The organism is Acidovorax sp. LjRoot194 (assembly GCF_964253015.1).
Lineage (GTDB): Bacteria > Pseudomonadota > Gammaproteobacteria > Burkholderiales > Burkholderiaceae_C > Acidovorax.
The window spans coordinates 128,322-142,957 of record NZ_CAXUQB020000001.1; the positions used below are offsets into that span (position 1 = coordinate 128,322).

Below are 14,636 nucleotides of genomic sequence, written 5' to 3' on the forward strand. Positions count from 1 at the left end.
GGTGTGCTCGCGGATTGAAGTCAAAATGCTGCCTGCCGCTTGGTGGGTAAGCGCTAGCAGCTATTAAATTGATAGTGTTTGCCTTGGAGAGCCGTCACGCCTGCAGTGGCGCCACGTCCACCCAGCGGCGTTCCTTCCAGCTCTCCAGCGCGGCTTCGACCAGCTGCACGCCCTTGGCGCCTTCGGGCAGGGTCCAGCGGTACGGTGCGTCTTCCACCACGTGGCGGATGAAGTGCTCCCACTGGATCTTGAAGCCGTTGTCGTAGACCTGCGAGTCCGGAATCTCCTGCCACTGGTCGAAGAAGTTCATGGTCTGCTTCTCGTCGGGGTTCCACACCGGGCGCGGCGTGGCCACGCGGCTCTGCGCGCGGCAGCTCGACAGGCCCGCGACGGCCGAGCCATCGGTGCCGTCGACGTGGAAGGTCACCAGGTCGTCGCGCCGCACGCGCGTGGCCCAGCTCATGTTCAGCTGCGCGATCACCGGCTCGCCGTTGTGGCCGGTGAGCTCGCAGGTGGCATAGGCCGCGTCGTCGGCCGTGGCCTGGTACGGCTGGCCGGCCTCGTCCCAGCGGGTGGGGATGTGCGTGGCGCCGATGCAAGACACCGACTTCACCTCGCCGAACAGGTTGTCCAGCACGTAGCGCCAGTGGCACATCATGTCCAGGATCATGCCGCCGCCGTCTTCGCTGCGATAGTTCCAGCTCGGCCGCTGGATGGGCTGCAGGTCGCCTTCGAACACCCAGTAGCCGAACTCCAGGCGCACGCTCAGCATGCGGCCGAAGAAGCCCGCGCGGCGCAGCATGTCGAGCTTGCGCAGGCCGGGCAAAAAGAGCTTGTCCTGCACCGCGCCGTGCTTGAGGCCCGAGCCCGAGGCCAGGCGCGCGATCTCCACCGCCTCGTTCAGGTTGGTGGCAATCGGCTTTTCGCAGTACACATGCTTGCCCGCGCGGATCGCCTTGGCCAGCAGGGTAGGACGCATCTGCGTGGTGCCGGCGTCGAAGAACACCGTGTCCTCGGGGTTGGCCAGCGCGGCGTCCAGGTCGGTACCCCAGCGCGCGATGCCGTGGGCTTTGGCCAGCGCCTCCATCTTCTCGGCATTGCGGCCGATGAGGATGGGGTCGGGCATCACGCGGTTGCCGTTGGACAGCACCACACCGCCCTGCGCGCGGATCGCGCAGATGGAGCGGATCAAGTGCTGGTTCATGCCCATGCGGCCGGTGACGCCGTGCATGATGAGTCCGAGTCGTTGGGTTGCCATGGCGGTGGTGCTTTCGTTCAGTTCTAAGGTTGCGAATAGAGAAGAAAAAATGGGCAAAGCGCGGCCCGCACGCCCCGCGAATGCAGGGCGCTGCTGACGGGGTCACTGCATCGCGGTATTCACCGCGCGCTGCGTGCCCTGACGGATCGTGTTTACTGCGCGGGCTGCAAACCTGCGGCTTTCACCAGCGTGGCGTTGCTCTTGATCTCGTCCTTGATGTAGGCATCGAACTGCTCGGGCTTGAGCGTCCAGGCATCGGCGCCGAGCTTCAGGAAGCGTTCCTTCACCTCGGGCGTGGCCAGCGCCTTGACCACCTCGTCGTGCAGGCGGTTGACGATGTCGCGCGGCGTCTTGGCCGGCACCATCATCCCGATCCAGAAGTTGAACTCCGAGCCGGGCACGCCGGCCTCGGCCGTGGTGGGCACATCGGGCAGGGCGGCGGCTCGCTTGGGCGAGCCCACGGCCAGCGCCAGCAGCTGGCCGTCCTTGATCTGGCCGATGACGGGCGCAATGGGCGAGAAGTAGTAGTCCACGCGGCCCGACAGCACCTCGGTCACGGCCTCGGCCGAGCCCTTGAAGGGGATGTTCTGCGCGTCGATCTTGGCGGCCAGCTTGAACTTCTCGGCGTTCAAATGCGTGGCACTGCCCTGGCCGGCCGAGGCGAAGTTCACCGTGCCCGGCTTGGCCTTGGCCGTGGCCACCAGATCCTGCAGCGTCTTGATGCCCTTGGCGGGCGAGATCACCAGCGCGTTGGGCAGCGACGAGATCGGCGTCACGCCCGCGAAGTCGCCCACGGTATCGAACGGCAGCTTGGCGAAGGTCGAGGGGCTCACGGTGTGCGACGACGAATGGATCATCACCGTGTAGCCGTCCGGCGCGGCCGTGGCAACGGCCTGCTGCCCGATGGTGCCGCTGGCGCCGCCGCGGTTGTCCACCACCAGGGTCTGTCCCATGCTCTGCCCCATCTTGTCGGCAATGGCGCGCGCAATGATGTCGGTGGTGCTGCCCGCCGCGAACGGCACGATCACGCGCACCGGCTTGGTCGGGTAGCTGCCTTGCGCCAGGGCGCCCAAGGACAGGGTGGTGAGCGCGACCGCCGCCAGGGCGGTGGCCGCAGCGCGGCGGGTGGTGCGGGTGATGGGCATGGATTTGTCTCCGTTGGCAGGCTTGGACTTGCTCTTTAATTCACTGATTGGTGAATAGAGTGCATTTTTGAGGAATGCGCTGCGCACGTCAACGCGCTGTGACTGCCAAGGTTTAGGGGTTTACCCGGGGCTGCGCCGAAGCCCCGGCACTGCGGTGCCTCGCCTGACCGTCCTGCCGCCTGCCGCGCGCCGCTCAGTGGCGAGGCGAACTGCGGTCCCGTCGCGCAGCGTGCAGTTGTTGAAGGGCCTGCGCCATCAGCGCGCCAGGCGCCTCTAGCCCCGCAGCACGTAGCCGAGGATCACATCGCACATGTGCGACAGCCGCTCGTTGCACGCCTTGGGCGCCATGAGGTCGCGGCCGAAGATGGCCGACAGGGTGTGGTTGTTCGACAAATAGAAATATGACAGCCCGGCAATCGACACGTACAGCTGCAGCGGGTCCACCCCGCCGCGAAAACTGCCGTCGCTGCGGCCGCGCTCCAGCACCTCGGCCAGGGTGGCGATCAGCGGCGAGTTCATCTCCCGTGCACGCTGCGACTCCTGCAGGTGCCGCGCCTTGTGCAGGTTGGCGCTGTTGAGCAGGGTGAGGAACTGCGGGTTCTCCAGGTAGTACGTCCAGGTGAACTCCACCAGCCGCCGGATGGCCGTGGCGGGCGCCAGCTCCAGCAGGTTGAGCTTGCGCTCCTCCTCGCGGATGTGCAAATACGCCTGCTCCAGCACCGCCTGGAAGAGCTTTTCCTTGTCTTCGAAGTAGTAGTAGATCAGCCGCTTGTTCAGCCCCGCCCGCTCGGCGATGCGATCCATGCGGGCGCCGCCCAGGCCGTGCTCGGCGAACTCGTCGCGCGCGGCGCTGAAGATCACGCCCTGCGAGCGGTCGGCATCCCGCTGGCGCTCCTTGGCGGGGGTCTCGGTGTCTTTGGTCATGCCCGAATAGTTCACTATTTGGTTAACAAAATCCAGTCCTGGCTGGATTGCTGGAGGGCGGGCGGCGGCGATGGCGGCGGGCGCGGTGCGGCGCAGTGGCCGGATTGTGCCGTGCGCACGGCGCGAGCGGGCGGACGGGCCGCCGCAGGCCAAGGCGTCACTGCGCGTAGTCCAGCGGCAGCGCCGTGGTGAACTTGATCTCCTCCATCGCAAAGCTGGAACTCACATCCGACAGCGCCACGGCACGGGTCAGCCGCTTGTACACCGCGTCGTACGCGCGGATGTCGGGCACCACCACGCGCAGCAGGTAGTCCACGTCGCCGCTCATGCGGTAGAACTCCACGATCTCCGGGATGCCCATCACCACGTCGCGCAGGGTCTCGAACCACTGCTGGTGGTGCTGGTTGGTCTTGATGGCCACGAACACCGTCACACCCACGTTGACCTTGCGCGGGTCCACCAGCGCGACATGCCGGGTGATGTAGCCCTTCTCGCGCAGCCACTGGATGCGCCGCCAGCAGGGCGTGTTGGAGAGGTTCACCGCCTCGGCCAGCGTGGCCAGCGGCGTCTCGGCGTCGTTCTGCAGCAAGGCCAGCAGTTGGCGGTCGATGGAATCCAGATTCTGTTTCACGGCAAATATGAAAACTCGTTTCTCCTATTTGGCGCCTGCGCGGGAATAAAAGCAAAATGATTTTCATCAATTCGTCACATACTGGACGGGCGTTCTGGCACGGAACCTGCGCTCGCCGTGGCGTGCTTTGCCGGGCTGACGCCAACGTGGTGCGGGGTGCTGTTTCGCAGCGCCCTGCACTGCGGTGCGGTCGGCCCGTTTCCCCTTCCCTCATACAAGGACTTCATTCATGACGGCTTCAGACTTTTCACGCAAACCCGCCCTCTGGGCGCTGAGCCTTGCCGCGCTGGCGGTGCTGTCGGCCTGCGGCGGCAGCGACGGCCCCTCCACCCCGGTCGCCACGCCCGAGCCCGTCGAGCAGTACGTGCCACCAGAGCCGCCCTCGGGCTACACGCCCAAGACCATCAGCTACGCCAACAAGGACATGGTGGCCACGGCCAACCCGCTGGCCACCAAGGCCGGGGTCGACATCCTGGCCAAGGGCGGCACAGCCCTTGATGCGGCCATTGCCGTGCAAATGGTGCTGAACCTGGTGGAGCCGCAGTCGTCGGGCATCGGCGGCGGCGCGTTCATGCTGCACTTCGACAAGGGCGCCAACAAACTGCTGGCCTATGACGGCCGCGAGACTGCGCCCAAGAACGCCACGCCCAACCTCTTCATCGGTGCGGACGGCAAGCCCCTGGCCTTTTTGGCAGCGGTGGACGGCGGCCTCTCGGTGGGCACGCCCGGCGTGCTGCGCATGCTCGAGGCCGCGCACAAGGTGCACGGCAAGCTGCCCTGGAAAGACCTGTTCGAGCCCGCCATCGCGCTCAGCGAAAACGGCTTTGCCATCTCGCCGCGCATGAGCGTGTCCATCGCAGGCTCGGCCGCGCGCATCAAGGCGCAGGGCGAGCCCGGCGCCAGCTACTTCCTCAACAGCGACGGCACGGCCAAGGCCGCCGGCACGCTGCTGAAAAACCCCGAGCTGGCCGCCACGCTGCGCGCCATTGCGGCCGGCGGTGCCGATGCGTTCTACAAGGGCGACATCGCCAAGGACATCGTGGCCAAGGTCGCGAGCCACCCCACCAACCCCGGCAAGCTCTCGCTGGACGACCTGAACAGCTACACCCACAAGGTGCGCGAGCCCGTCTGCGGCGTGTACCGCACCCAGTACCGCGTCTGCGGCATGCCCGCGCCGAGCTCTGGCGGCATCGCCGTGCTGCAGACGCTGGGCCTGCTGCAAGGCTTCGACCTGGCGGCCATGAAGCCCAACACGCTGGACTCGGTGCACGTGGTGTCCGAGGCGTACCGCCTGGCGTATGCCGACCGCGCCGTGTACGTGGCCGACCCTGATTTCGTCAACGTGCCGCAGGCCGGCCTCATCAACGCCGACTACCTCAAGGACCGCGCCAAGCTCATCAGCCTGACCAAGAGCATCGGCACCCCCACTGCCGGCACGCCTCCCGGCGTGAGCGGCGCCAAGGGCCTCGACAACTCGGCCGCCCTGCCGTCCACCACCCACCTGTCCATCATCGACAACGCGGGCAATGCGGTGTCCATGACGACGACCATCGAGAACGGCTTCGGCAGCCTGCAGATGGTGCGGGGCTTCCTGCTGAACAACCAGCTCACCGACTTCTCGTTCACCGCCACCGACGCTGCAGGCTTGCCGATTGCCAACAGCGTGCAGCCCGGCAAGCGCCCCCGCAGCTCCATGGCGCCCACCATCGTCTTCAACGCCACCACCGGCGACCTGGAAGGCGCCATCGGCTCGCCCGGCGGCAGCGCCATCATCCAGTACACCGCCAAGGCCATCCTGGGCATGACGGACTGGGGGCTGAACGTGCAACAGGCGATCAACCTGCCCAACTTCGGCGCGCAGACCAACGCCACCACGTCCATCGAAAAAGGCTCGGTCATCGACACGGTGGCCATCCGCGACGGCCTGAAGGCCCGCGGCCACACCGTGGCGCAGACCGACACCTTCACCAGCGGCCTGCACGGCGCGGTCTACAACGGTGTGCGTGGCAACGGCACCCCCGGCCTGTTCGCGCGCAACCCCGGTGCAGGCACCTTTGCCGGTGGCGCGGACCCACGGCGCGAAGGTACGGCGCAAGGCAACAACTGATCGGTTGATATGCAAAAGGCCGCCGCGCTCCGAGAGGGGCGCGGCGGCCTTTTTTTGTGGCCCGCCCGCTGGGTGGCGATGGTGTGCGGTGGGCAGGCATCGGCCCACCGGCCCACGCTCAGCGCGGCGGAACGACCCGCTGCAGATAGTCCGTGACTGCGCTCTCCCACAAAGTTCTTTCGGTGTGGATGAAGTGCCCGTTGCCGCCCGCGGGCGCGGGCAGTGCGATGAATTGGCCCGTGCCGCCGGCTGCTTCAAAGGCCGCGAAATTCTGCCGGCTGTGTTGCAGAGAGTAGTACGGGTCCTTGTCCCCATAGAGCCACAGCGTTGGCTTGCGAAAGGCCGCGCCCCGGCGGAAGGCCACGGGGTTGATCTGGTCTGCCGCAGGGCACAGGTCGCCCACCCAGCCGCCCATGAAGTTGATCACGCCCGCAAACATCTGCGGCTGGCTGCCTGCGTACGCCACCGACAGGATGCCCCCGCGCGACACGCCGCCGATGAGCAGGCGAGTGGTGTCCACATCCGGCCGCTGGCGCAGGTACGCCATGGTGGCATCCAGGTCCGCGATGGCACGGTCCACACCGGGCAGGGACCGCTCGGGCAGGCACGAGTAGCGCGAGCGGTCGGCTTCGAAACCTTCGTCGTACAGCCCATCGGACTGGCCGCGTCCGCGCCGCTGCGGAAACACCACCTGCCAGCCGCGTTCGGCAAAGTAGCGGCCGACCTCGGGGCTCGCCGAGGTGAACTTGAACCACGCGGGCTGGTTGCCCTCGCCGGTGGAGCCGTGGTTGAAGACCAGCGTGGGCCAGGGCCCGGGCGTCGACACCGGGCGGTACACCACCATCTCCAGCGTCTGGGCCTTGCCGTCCTCCGCCCAGGGCGTGGGCACGCGCTCGGTGCTGCGGCGGTACGGCCGGGCCTGCGCCTTCTGCGTCAACACACCCGCAGACAGCAGCTGCGCATTCGGGCGCCACAGCGACATCTCCATGTCGCCGTCAGCCCGCAGGCGCAGCACCAGCTTCGTGCCGGTCTTGAGCTGCGCGACGAGCTCCCCGTCGACAAAGCGGGCGTCCGTGCGCTCGGTGAAGACCGGTTGCCCGCTGCTGGCCGCTGCGTAGGCCAGGGCGGCGCCCGTGGGCGACAGTTTCTCGACGGCCAGCTTCACATCGCACACCTGGGAGATACAGGCCCAGCCCTGCCACACGCCGCTCCAGCGTGCGATGCCGGGCGGCACGGTGCTGTCGGGCGCGACCACCGCCACATCGGCCGGCAGTGCGGCGTCGATGGGACTTTCCGACACGCCAGCGGACAGGCGCGGCATGTAGTCCGGCCACGCCGTGGGTTCTGCGTGCACCGCGCCTGCGGCAGCCCATAAAGCTGCTGTAGCGACCATGGCGGCCCTCAGCCGCCAGCCCTGTCCTGCCATCGTTGTCCTCCTGTCGAATGATCGAACGACTATAGCAACGGCACTGTGCGCCCCGGCGCTGTCGGCACTTCCTGCGCGGCGTTGTTCGCCGTGGCGCTGCCGCCGGCAGTGCGCCCGCCAGTGTCTTGAGCAGCGTGGTGAAGGTCGCCGTGGGGCCCACGTTGTCGTCGCTGCGGTAAACCAGCGTCAGCGGTACCTCCAGCCGGCCATGGTCCACCAGGTGTCGGTACGCAATCGCATGGCGGTGCACGCCCAGCATGGACGATGGCACCACCGAAATGCCGGTGCCTGCGGCCACCAGGTTCAGGTTGGTCAGCATGCGCGCCACTTCGGCCATCACGCGGGGCTGCACGCCGTGCTCGTCGCACAGTGCCAGCAGGTTGGCGTACAACCCCGGCGCGCCGGTGCGGCGCACGAGGATCATCGGCTCGCCGTGCAGGTCGGCCACCTCGATGGGCAGCGGCTTGCCGCGGCGCTGGCGCAGCGCGAGCGGGTGGTCGATGGGCAGCGCCACCATGGCAGGCTCGTGCTGCAGGGTGTCGAACGCCAGGCCGGCAGGCCGTGCCACAGGTACACGCAGCAGGCCGCAGTGCAGGCGGCCATCGGCCACGGCCTCGGTGATCTCGGCGGCGTTGTTCTCGCCGATTTCCAGCACCAGGTCGGGGTGCCGCGCGCGGCATTCGCGCAGGGCAAACGGCGTGAACTCGTGCGCTGCTGCCGAGCTGGTGAAGGCAATGGACAGCCGCCCGGTCTTGCCTTCGGCCAGCAGCTGCATGCGGCTGTGCAGCGCATCGAAGTCGTGCACCAGGCGCGTGGCGTCGGCCTGCAGCGCGCGCCCGGCCTCGGTCAGCGTCACGCCCTTGGCATGGCGTTTGAAAAGGGCCAGGCCCACTGCGCCTTCCAGCGCTTTGATCTGCTGGCTCAGCGGTGGCTGGGCCATGCCCAGTTGCTCGGCGGCGCGCGTGATGTGGCCTGCATCGGCGACGGCCAGGAAGTAGCGCAGTTGGCGGATGTCCATGTCAGTGGCTGCAGAGTGCGTTAAAGCAGGTCATAGGTGAATCGTATGGCATGCCGCAAATCAGCATATTTGACGTATGGAACGCGCGTTCCTACGATGCGCTGCGACAGCCGATTTCATGACTATTCCAACGGAGACAACCGCATGACTGCAACGCAGCACCCTCCCCTCATCCCGCGCGCGCCCCTGCCCGCACGCCTCACGCTGGTGGCGCTGACCGGCCTGGCGGCCGCCTGCGCCCCGGTGCCACCCCGTGTGCCTTCAGCTGCGCAGGCGGTGCCGGCCCTGGCCACCCGCGAGGCCGCGCCCACGGCAACGGCCTGCCCCAAGGAGCTGGCCGCCATCGCCAAGTGCCTCGTAGGCCAGGATTCCGCCGGGGCCTATTACCTGATCGCCATGCCCACCACTTGGAACCAGCGCCTGGTGCTTCATGCGCACGGCGGCCCGGCCCTGGGCGCGCCCAAGGCCGAGCGGTCGGTGGAGGACCTGGAGCGCTGGTCCATCATGGTCCGCGCGGGCTATGCCTGGGCGGGCAGCACGTTCCGCCAGGGTGGCGTGGAGGTGCGCGCCGCGGCCGAGGACACCGAGCGCCTGCGGCAGATCTTCGTACAGCACGTGGCCCAGCCGCAGCGCACCATCCTGCACGGCCAGTCGTGGGGCGCCAGCGTGGCGGCGCAGGGGGCTGGGATGTTCCAGCGCACGGCCGACGGCAAGCGCCCGTACGACGCGGTGCTGCTCACCAGCGGCGTGCTGGCCGGCGGCACGCGGTCGTACGACTTTCGCACCGACCTGCGCGTGGTCTACCAGTACCTGTGCAACAACCACCCGCGGCCCACGGAGGCGGCGTACCCGCTCAACATCGGCCTGCCGCGTGATGCCACCATGACGCAAAGCGACCTGCAGGCGCGGCTCAACGAATGCCTGGCGCTGAACAAGCCGGCGGCAGAGCGCACGGCGGAGCAGCAGGCCAAGGTCAAGACCATCGCGGATGTGATCCGCATCCCGGCCAGTTCCATCCAGGGCCACATGAACTGGGCCACCTTCCACTTTCGCGACGTGGTGCAGCACCGTACCGGCGGCGCGAGCCCGTTCGGCAACCGGGGTGTGGTCTACAAGGGCTCGCCGGACGATGCGGCCCTGAACGCAGGCGTGCTGCGCTACCAGGCCGACCCGCAGGCCGTGGCGCGCTTCGGTCAGGACACCGACCCCACGGGCCGCATCCCCGTGCCGGTGCTGACGGTGAAGGGTGTGGACGACCCCACGGCCTTCGTCGAGCTGGACGCGCAGTTCAAGACCACGATGGAGCAGGGCGGCAGCGGAGCGCGTCTGGTGCAGACCTTCACGCGCCACAACACCCACAGCTACCTGAGCGACCCGACGTACCCCACGCTGTTGACCGCGCTGCTGCGCTGGACGGATGAGGGCGTCAAGCCCACGCCCGAAGGCATCGCCCAGCAGTGCCCCGCCAACGAGGCTGCCTTCGGCAAGGGCTGCGCGTTTTTGCCGGACTACGTGCCGGCGCCCCTGGCCAGCCGGGTGTACGACCGCACACGACCCTGAACCCCCGACGACAACAGGCGCCACAAAGCAAAAGGCCCTGCTCGTCAGCAGGGCCTTTGTTTTGGTGCGCTATAAAAAATATAGCTGCTAGCGCTTGTTGGGAGCCCGGTAGGGGCTCATTTCATCAATAAATCACCATCTACCTCGCCCTTGGCAACTGGCGCATCCCCTTTCGGGGAAAGCGCACAGCGGCTCAGGGGCGCAGCTCTCAGGCTGCGACGCTTTTCAGCGCGTCGTTCAGCGTCTTGCTGGGGCGCATCACGGTGTCGAGCTTGGCGGTGTCGGGCAGGTAGTAGCCGCCGATGTCGGTGGGCTGGCCCTGCACGGCGTTGAGCTCGTCCACGATCTTCTGCTCGTTGTCGGCCAGTTGCTGGGCCAGGGGCGCGAACTTGGCGGCCAGGTCGGCGTCGCTGGTCTGTGCGGCCAGCTCTTGCGCCCAGTACAGCGCCAGGTAGAACTGGCTGCCGCGGTTGTCCAGCTGGCCGGTCTTGGGCGACGGGTTCTTGTTGTTGTCCAGCAGCTTGCCCGTGGCGGCGTCCAGCGTCTTGGCCAGGATCTTGGCCTTGTCGTTGCCGGTCTTCAGGCCCAGGTCTTCGAACGACACGGCCAGTGCCAGGAACTCGCCCAGCGAATCCCAGCGCAGGTGGTTTTCTTCCACCAGCTGCTGCACGTGCTTGGGGGCGGAGCCGCCGGCACCCGTTTCGTACATGCCGCCACCGGCCATCAGCGGCACGATGGACAGCATCTTGGCCGAGGTGCCCAGTTCCATGATGGGGAACAGGTCGGTCAGGTAGTCGCGCAGGATGTTGCCGGTGGCACTGATGGTATCGAGGCCGCGGATCACGCGTTCCAGCGTGTAGCGCATCGCACGCACCTGGCTCATGATCTGGATGTCCAGGCCGACCGTGTTGTGCTCATGCAGGTACATCTTCACCTTGGTGATGAGTTCCTTTTCGTGCGGGCGGTACGAGTCGAGCCAGAACACCACGGGCATGCCGGAGTTGCGGGCGCGGTTCACGGCCAGCTTCACCCAGTCGCGGATCGCAGCGTCCTTGACCTGGCACATGCGCCAGATGTCGCCGGCTTCCACGTTCTGGGACAGCAGCACTTCGCCTGTGGCCAGGTCGGTGATGTTGGCCACGCCGTCTTCGGCGATCTCGAAGGTCTTGTCGTGCGAGCCGTACTCTTCGGCCTGCTGGGCCATCAGGCCCACGTTGGGCACCGTGCCCATGGTCTTGGGGTCGAACGCGCCGTGCCACTTGCAGAAGTTGATGATCTCTTGGTAGATGCGGGCGAAGGTCGACTCGGGCATCACGGCCTTCACGTCCTTCAGGCGGCCGTTGGCGTCCCACATCTTGCCGCTGTTGCGGATCATGGCGGGCATGGACGCGTCCACGATGATGTCGTTGGGCGAGTGAAAGTTGGTGATGCCCTTGGCCGAATCGACCATGGCCAGCTCGGGGCGGTTTTCGTGGCAGGCGTGCAGGTCGCGCTTGATCTCGTCGCGCTGGCTTTGCGGCAGCGTCTCGATCTTGCTGTACAGGTCGACCATGCCGTTGTTCACGTTCACGCCCAGCTCGTCGAACGTCTTGGCGTGCTTGGCGAACGCGTCCTTGTAGAAGATGCGCACGCAGTGGCCGAACACGATGGGGTGGGACACCTTCATCATGGTGGCCTTCACGTGCAGCGAGAACATCACGCCGGTCTTGCGCGCGTCTTCGATTTCCTTCTCGTAGAACTCCAGCAGCGCCTTCTTGCTCATGAACATGCTGTCGATCACCTCGCGGTCGAGCAGCGCGACCTTGGGCTTCAAGATGATGGTCTTGCCGCTCTTGGTGATCAGTTCCATCTTCACTTCACGGGCGCGGTCCAGGGTCATGGACTTTTCACCGTGGTAGAAGTCGCCGTGGTGCATGTGCGAGACGTGGCTGCGCGATGCCTGGCTCCATTCACCCATCGAATGCGGGTTCTTGCGCGCGTAGTTCTTCACGGCGGCGGGCGCGCGGCGGTCGGAGTTGCCTTCGCGCAGCACGGGGTTCACGGCAGAGCCGATGCACTTGCCGTAGCGGGCCTTGATGTCCTTTTCCTTGTCGTCCTTGGGCTGGTCCGGGTAGTCGGGCAGTGCGTAGCCCTTGCCCTGCAGCTCGGTAATGGCTGCCTTGAGCTGGGACACCGACGCGCTGATGTTGGGCAGCTTGATGATGTTGGCATCGGCCTGCAGCGTCTTCTTGCCCAGCTCTGCCAGCGTGTTCGGCGCGCGCTGGTCTTCCTTCAGGAACTCGGGGAACTCGCCCAGCACGCGGGCGGCCACGGAGATGTCCGATTCCGCCACGTTGATGCCGGCCGGTGCGGCAAAGGTGCGGATGATGGGAAGAAAGGAAGCCGTGGCCAGGCGAGGTGCCTCGTCGGTCAGGGTGTAGATGATGGTCGGTTGCTGAGTCGTCATGGCTTGTCTCACGAAACGAGTATGTGGACGGCCCCTACCGGTGCAGGACAGAGGCCAAACGCGGATGCTCTCGCATTCTCCTTCCTTGGCGCTGGCTTGGCCCCCGGTTTTTGCAATCGAATTCCACTATGCAAAATTTACTGGCGGGTAGGACCATTTTTTTTATCGCTGGTGCCCCCGTACGAGAGCGGTGCGCTACCCAATGCGAGTGCATGCAGGCTGCAAAGGCCTCACTCATACAGGGGCCAAGCAGGACGGCTGCGAGGGGGCAGCAAGCCCCAAAAACGGACCCTTACCGCTCAGGAGCGCCGGTAGCGCAGGCTCTGCAAAACGCCTTGGACGCGCAGCAGGGCTTGCGCCTCCTCGCGCCCCGCGGGTGTGATGAACCGGGAGCGCATCGCGCGCCTCAGGCACTCCCTGGCGCGGGCTGCGGACAACGATGTTCCTGAGCCCTTCAAATGGCACTTTGCCAGTTCGACCCAGGCGTCGCCATCTCCGTCCAGGGCTGCTTTGCGGAACCAATGGAAAGAGCTGCGATGGGCATGCCGCTCACGAAACAAGATGGCCAAGTTGTTGGAGGCTACAAAGTCGCCTGCGTGACGCGCTTTGCGGTACCAGATCTTTGCCAGGTGTTTGCTGGCAGGTGTACCCAGGCCTTCGTCGTAGAAGAACCCCAGATTCATCATCGCGCTCCTAAGACCCTCGTATGCGCAGGACCGAAACAATTGGAATGCGCGCGTGGCAGATCGCCGGCGTCCCACGCCTCGTGGGCCTGTTCTTCTCTGGCATCAACAGGTGTCACTGCAAAGGCTCCTGAGCATGTCGAATGTCTGCGCATTCGATCCGAAGCGTTGACCCGCGTTCGAACACCATATCGTGCACCAGCATGCCCGCGGGATTTATCCAAATCGCATGGGCGAGCAGGTCTCCATGGGCCGTATGCGAGTAGCGAGGCTCGCCATGCCGCGCAGGGCTCTGAAAGGCATATGCCTCCACCGCGGTGTAGTGCAGATGGATGCGCCGATCGTGGTATGGGCCCAAGAGGCACAACCGTACTTCCGTTTGCCGCATTTCCTGCCTACTTCCCTCTGCTGTTTCGCCAATGGTCAGTGACTGCAGCCATGCATCGTGAAGCGAACTGCGGGCGTTGAGATCGTGGTGCGCAGGATCGGACGCGAATTCATAGACATGGACAGGCATGCGCGCCTGGATGGAATCCAGATAGCGCAGGTAACCCGTGAAATCTATGTAGCCTGTGTGAAGGCTGAAAAGGTGTTCAATGGCCATATGTGCTGGGCGGAATGTGACCATGTTAAAGCCCGTTCGCGCGAGCCCAGTGCCTCGTGGACGGTCATCCTGGGTCTGTTCGCGCAGGAACAGCCAGCACCCGGTCCCCCACCACCGCAAACCGCCGGGCCATCGGCGGTACCGATTGGCTCGACGTGCCCGTGAAGGCACCGAACGCCGGCAGCACCAGCAGCCCGGGCGTCAGGGCATAACAGGGCAGGCGCATGGCATCGCGCGCCGGGCCGTACAGCGTGGTGGTGGGGTGTAGATGGCCGGCCAGCACGGTGGCGCCTTCCACGGTCTGCGGGTGGTGGCAGGCGGCCACAGGGGCGCCTGTCATGGGTTGCCAGGGCTCGTCGGCCAGGTCGATGCCCAGGGCGCGCGGCGGGTCGCCTGCGTGCAGGTCGTGGTTGCCGCGCACCAGGGTCATGGCGATGTGCGCGTGGTGCTGGCGCCAGGGCAGCAGTTGCTGCCACAGCCGCTCGTCGGCACCGCTGCGGGCGTGCAGAAAGTCGCCCAGAAAGACCAGGTGCACGGCGCCCGTCACGGCCAGCACGGTGTCAAGCCGGGCCAGGTTGTCGGCCGTGGTGCCGTGCGGCACGGGCTGGCCTGCGCGGCGGAAGGTGGCCGCCTTGCCGAAGTGCACGTCGGCCACGAAGGCCATGCGCGCGGCGGGCCACCACACGGCGCGCTGGGGCAGCAGCCACAGGGCGGTGCCGCAGGGCAGGGTGATGGCGTGGGCGCCAGCAGGTGGGGATGCCAGCGAAGGGGCGGTGGCGGTGGCGGTGGTGTCTGCGGTCACGGGCAAGGTCGGTGTCGTCTTCGTCGTCGTGC

11 protein-coding genes and 1 pseudogene are annotated in these 14,636 nt (G+C 66.5%); 2 read left to right on the plus strand and 10 right to left on the minus strand.

The window, feature by feature from the left end:
* Positions 1–94: 94 nt before the first annotated feature.
* The 4 genes from ACSQ3N_RS00610 to ACSQ3N_RS00625 form a co-directional block, all read right to left on the minus strand.
* Entirely contained in the window at positions 95–1,258 is a 1,164-nt protein-coding gene (locus ACSQ3N_RS00610; RefSeq protein ID WP_056410549.1) for a Gfo/Idh/MocA family protein, read from the minus strand.
* Between the two features lie 152 nt (positions 1,259–1,410).
* Positions 1,411–2,403: a tripartite tricarboxylate transporter substrate binding protein gene (locus ACSQ3N_RS00615; RefSeq protein WP_436145343.1), complete on the minus strand. Its 993-nt coding sequence runs from the start codon at positions 2,401–2,403 to the stop codon at positions 1,411–1,413.
* 273 nt (positions 2,404–2,676) lie between these two features.
* Entirely contained in the window at positions 2,677–3,327 is a 651-nt protein-coding gene (locus ACSQ3N_RS00620) for a TetR/AcrR family transcriptional regulator (protein ID WP_056166618.1), read from the minus strand.
* Positions 3,328–3,484: 157 nt separating this feature from the next.
* The gene (locus tag ACSQ3N_RS00625; protein WP_436147901.1) at positions 3,485–3,946 is read right to left on the minus strand and encodes an Lrp/AsnC family transcriptional regulator; all 462 of its coding nucleotides are present in this window, start codon (positions 3,944–3,946) and stop codon (positions 3,485–3,487) included.
* 241 nt (positions 3,947–4,187) lie between these two features.
* On the opposite strand from ACSQ3N_RS00625, the gene ggt reads away from it, so the two are divergent.
* Positions 4,188–6,065 carry a gamma-glutamyltransferase gene (gene ggt, locus ACSQ3N_RS00630; protein WP_436145344.1) on the plus strand — a complete coding sequence of 626 codons (1,878 nt, stop codon included), beginning with the start codon at positions 4,188–4,190 and terminating at the stop codon, positions 6,063–6,065.
* 118 nt (positions 6,066–6,183) lie between these two features.
* Here ggt and ACSQ3N_RS00635 read toward each other — a convergent pair whose 3' ends face one another.
* Both ACSQ3N_RS00635 and ACSQ3N_RS00640 read right to left on the minus strand, forming a co-directional pair.
* Complete coding sequence (locus ACSQ3N_RS00635; RefSeq protein WP_436145345.1) at positions 6,184–7,230, minus strand: alpha/beta hydrolase family protein; 1,047 nt, start codon at positions 7,228–7,230, stop codon at positions 6,184–6,186.
* A gap of 376 nt (positions 7,231–7,606) precedes the next feature.
* Positions 7,607–8,509: pseudogene (locus ACSQ3N_RS00640) on the minus strand (LysR family transcriptional regulator); the annotation flags it as partial.
* Between the two features lie 144 nt (positions 8,510–8,653).
* On the opposite strand from ACSQ3N_RS00640, the gene ACSQ3N_RS00645 reads away from it, so the two are divergent.
* On the plus strand, positions 8,654–10,069 hold the full coding sequence (locus tag ACSQ3N_RS00645) for a hypothetical protein (protein ID WP_436145346.1): 1,416 nt from the start codon (positions 8,654–8,656) through the stop codon (positions 10,067–10,069).
* A 208-nt stretch (positions 10,070–10,277) separates the two neighbouring features.
* Here ACSQ3N_RS00645 and ACSQ3N_RS00650 read toward each other — a convergent pair whose 3' ends face one another.
* From ACSQ3N_RS00650 to pdeM, 4 genes are all read right to left on the minus strand, one after another.
* Positions 10,278–12,515: an NADP-dependent isocitrate dehydrogenase gene (locus ACSQ3N_RS00650; protein WP_056166633.1), complete on the minus strand. Its 2,238-nt coding sequence runs from the start codon at positions 12,513–12,515 to the stop codon at positions 10,278–10,280.
* 299 nt (positions 12,516–12,814) lie between these two features.
* Positions 12,815–13,198, minus strand: coding sequence for a tetratricopeptide repeat protein (locus ACSQ3N_RS00655; protein ID WP_162241071.1), 384 nt, complete (start codon positions 13,196–13,198; stop codon positions 12,815–12,817).
* 115 nt (positions 13,199–13,313) lie between these two features.
* A complete protein-coding gene (locus tag ACSQ3N_RS00660; RefSeq protein WP_056166638.1) occupies positions 13,314–13,802 on the minus strand; it encodes a hypothetical protein in 489 nt (162 codons plus the stop codon).
* A gap of 64 nt (positions 13,803–13,866) precedes the next feature.
* Complete coding sequence (gene pdeM, locus ACSQ3N_RS00665; RefSeq protein WP_082516873.1) at positions 13,867–14,610, minus strand: ligase-associated DNA damage response endonuclease PdeM; 744 nt, start codon at positions 14,608–14,610, stop codon at positions 13,867–13,869.
* Positions 14,611–14,636 lie beyond the last annotated feature (26 nt).

What these genes read in the sequence shown, in the direction of transcription:
- ggt (WP_436145344.1), top strand. Translation starts at nt 4,188, where the DNA reads ATGACGGCTTCAGACTTTTCACGCAAACCCGCCCTCTGGGCGCTGAGC.
- ACSQ3N_RS00610 (WP_056410549.1), bottom strand. Translation starts at nt 1,258, where the DNA reads ATGGCAACCCAACGACTCGGACTCATCATGCACGGCGTCACCGGCCGC.
- ACSQ3N_RS00655 (WP_162241071.1), bottom strand. Translation starts at nt 13,198, where the DNA reads ATGAATCTGGGGTTCTTCTACGACGAAGGCCTGGGTACACCTGCCAGC.
- ACSQ3N_RS00650 (WP_056166633.1), bottom strand. Translation starts at nt 12,515, where the DNA reads ATGACGACTCAGCAACCGACCATCATCTACACCCTGACCGACGAGGCA.
- ACSQ3N_RS00645 (WP_436145346.1), top strand. Translation starts at nt 8,654, where the DNA reads ATGACTGCAACGCAGCACCCTCCCCTCATCCCGCGCGCGCCCCTGCCC.
- ACSQ3N_RS00620 (WP_056166618.1), bottom strand. Translation starts at nt 3,327, where the DNA reads ATGACCAAAGACACCGAGACCCCCGCCAAGGAGCGCCAGCGGGATGCC.
- ACSQ3N_RS00660 (WP_056166638.1), bottom strand. Translation starts at nt 13,802, where the DNA reads ATGGCCATTGAACACCTTTTCAGCCTTCACACAGGCTACATAGATTTC.
- ACSQ3N_RS00615 (WP_436145343.1), bottom strand. Translation starts at nt 2,403, where the DNA reads ATGCCCATCACCCGCACCACCCGCCGCGCTGCGGCCACCGCCCTGGCG.